3 protein-coding genes and 1 pseudogene are annotated in these 2399 nt (G+C 34.8%); all 4 read right to left on the bottom strand.

Features of this window, described 5'->3' with window-relative positions:
* A pseudogene (locus ABX784_RS16940) lies at positions 1-454 on the bottom strand (NADH:ubiquinone reductase (Na(+)-transporting) subunit A); the annotation flags it as partial.
* A 226-nt stretch (positions 455-680) separates the two neighbouring features.
* Complete coding sequence (locus ABX784_RS16945) at positions 681-1169, bottom strand: YchJ family protein (RefSeq protein ID WP_372656246.1); 489 nt, start codon at positions 1167-1169, stop codon at positions 681-683.
* A 39-nt stretch (positions 1170-1208) separates the two neighbouring features.
* Positions 1209-1871, bottom strand: coding sequence for a class I SAM-dependent methyltransferase (locus ABX784_RS16950; RefSeq protein ID WP_372656247.1), 663 nt, complete (start codon positions 1869-1871; stop codon positions 1209-1211).
* Positions 1868-2399: MATE family efflux transporter (locus ABX784_RS16955; protein WP_372656248.1), on the bottom strand; the 532-nt coding region annotated here is incomplete at its 5' end. The genes ABX784_RS16955 and ABX784_RS16950, both read right to left, overlap by 4 nt.

The raw sequence follows: 2399 nt of genomic DNA on the forward strand, positions 1-2399 counted from the left end.
TAATGAAAATAGAGTGTGGCTTATCTTCAAGCATTGCTACTTTAGAAAAAGGTCTCATTCTAAGAGACGTCCACAGACCAGATTCAAGAAGTAGTCTCTTAACTTCATCAAAAGAAAGTTCTGAAACATTCTTTTGCTTGTAAGACTCAAATTGAACTTGTTCAATTCCTGTTACTTCAATAACAATAGTTTGAAATGCTCTCTTAGCACCTCTGTTAATCTCAACTACTTTTCCATTTGCAGGAGAAGTAAATGCTAGTCCCTCATTCTTCTTACATTCAAAAAGAACCTGACCAGCTTTAACAGTGTCACCAACTTGAACTTTCATTGATGGCTTCATCCCAACATAGTCAGGACCTGTTAAGGCCACTCTTTTAACTTGCGGACCAGCTTCGATTGTTTGCTTAGGGATTCCTGTTAAAGGAATGTCTAAACCTTTTTTAATACGAATCATGGTAATAATAATCCCGTTAAAACGTTAATATGTTTAGCTAATATATAACTATATAAAAAAATAGACTTTGATTTTTTATACCCCTATGAACGCAATATGTAACTAGTTCATATTAAAGAAATCAAAAAAATAATTTTCATATTATTTAATTAAATAAATTAAATTTTAATGCCCAAATAAAAAAGGTGCCGCAGCACCTAGTCATTAATTAAAATCTAAGTAAAAGCTACATCTTTAAAAGACAGCACTTCTTGTATTTCTTCCCACTACCACAAGGGCAAGGGTCATTTCGTCCAACCTTTGGCCCAGCGCGTTTTACCGCATCTCTAAGTAAATCACCTTCAACAAAGAACCATGCGTCATCTTCGTAAGTAAACGTCGCTCTCTCGTGGTGCACAACTTCTTTGTCACCTACAACATATGTGGCCTTAAATTCAACGATACCATTAGTATCGCCTGGCTGACCGTCAACTGTTTCAACAATATCAAGTTTCTTCCAGTCACTTTCTTTAGACCATATTTCAATTTCTTGTTTATTAAGTTCGTCTCTACTTGCTTTATCTTGCGTAGCAACAATATAATCGACTTCTTGCTTAGCAAATGCAGCATATCTTGAGCGCATTAATTGCTCTGCAGATTTGGCTTTTTCAGACCCACTATGTAGTGGTCCACAACATTTTTCGTATTCAACTTCGTAACCGCAAGGACAGCTCATGTCTTCTCCTGAGAATTTTTTTGATTATCATTCTACTCTTTAAAACCTAAAAAGTAAGTCAGTAAAAAAAGTATTTTCTTCTTTAAAATGAAATTTGCTCTCTAGAATTCTAGATGAAACAAATGTGAAGTGTTTCTTAATTTCTTTTTGGTACCAAGACTTTGAACGCCTAATAGCATACTCGTCTTTAAACTCTAGGTCTTCAATCTGACGATCAAGCTCTTTATCTGTAGGCACACTGAAGTATAAGTACTTAATTCGCTTAGCTAGAATTGGCAGTACTTCCCTTACCTCTTCATCTGATAAATATTGAAATACAGAAGTGCATATACCTAAATCAAAGTGTTTAACAAAACGTGCATCTTGGCACCAAGAAAGAAGATCCATATTATATAATTTAAGAGAAGTAGACTCCACAGGGGAAATCCCTCTCTTTTTGACTTGATCAAAGACAAATTTTGACGGCTCAATCCCCAAGGCCCTGTAAGGAATGAATTCTTTCATTACAGCTTGAAAAAGATGACCTAATCCAAACCCAAGGTCAGCAACACTACTAATATCGATATAGTCCAAGTCTAGAGTTGCTTTAATATACTTCGCATGATTTTCAGCATTACCAATACCATCCATCTCATCAGGAGAAGAATAATTCACATCCCAATACTCTTTAGTGAAACCATCACTTCCTTTACTAATACTCACAATAATTCCCTAGTAAAATTTCTACTTCCAAAGTAACCAATAAAGACTCTATAAAAACCTAAACCTATAAGTCCAAGCCATATCCAAAGTAGTTGATCACTATAAAATGAATATATAATAAACGGTAAGAAAGAAAAAAGAAAACCTAGGAACATATGCTTTCTTACGTAATCAAATTTCCCAAGACCAAAGAGTAAACCATCATACACGTAAGTGGCACAGAGAAAGAGTTGAGAAAATGCCAGGTATGGCCATATAGAATCTATTACAGATATAACTTCAGGATCATTAGTAAATACACCTACTAATTGTTCCTTCAAGACCATATAGAAGAAAGTAAAGCCGACTCCAAAAATAAGAGACAATGTTAAAAGGTTCTTCTTCATTATTTGAAAATTATCAATACTTTTCATGGCCTTAAACCTAGAGGCCAATATATTTCCAGTCAAAGCAAGTCCATCCGTTAAGAAAGAAGAGAAGAGCCAAAACTCAAGAAGGATCTGATGAGATGCAAGTGGAATATGTCCA

Source organism: Halobacteriovorax sp., from assembly GCF_041587335.1.
GTDB lineage: Bacteria > Bdellovibrionota > Bacteriovoracia > Bacteriovoracales > Bacteriovoracaceae > Halobacteriovorax.

Bases quoted from the DNA above. Each gene is read 5' to 3' on its own strand.
- ABX784_RS16945 (WP_372656246.1), bottom strand. From the start codon at position 1,169: ATGAGCTGTCCTTGCGGTTACGAAGTTGAATACGAAAAATGTTGTGGA.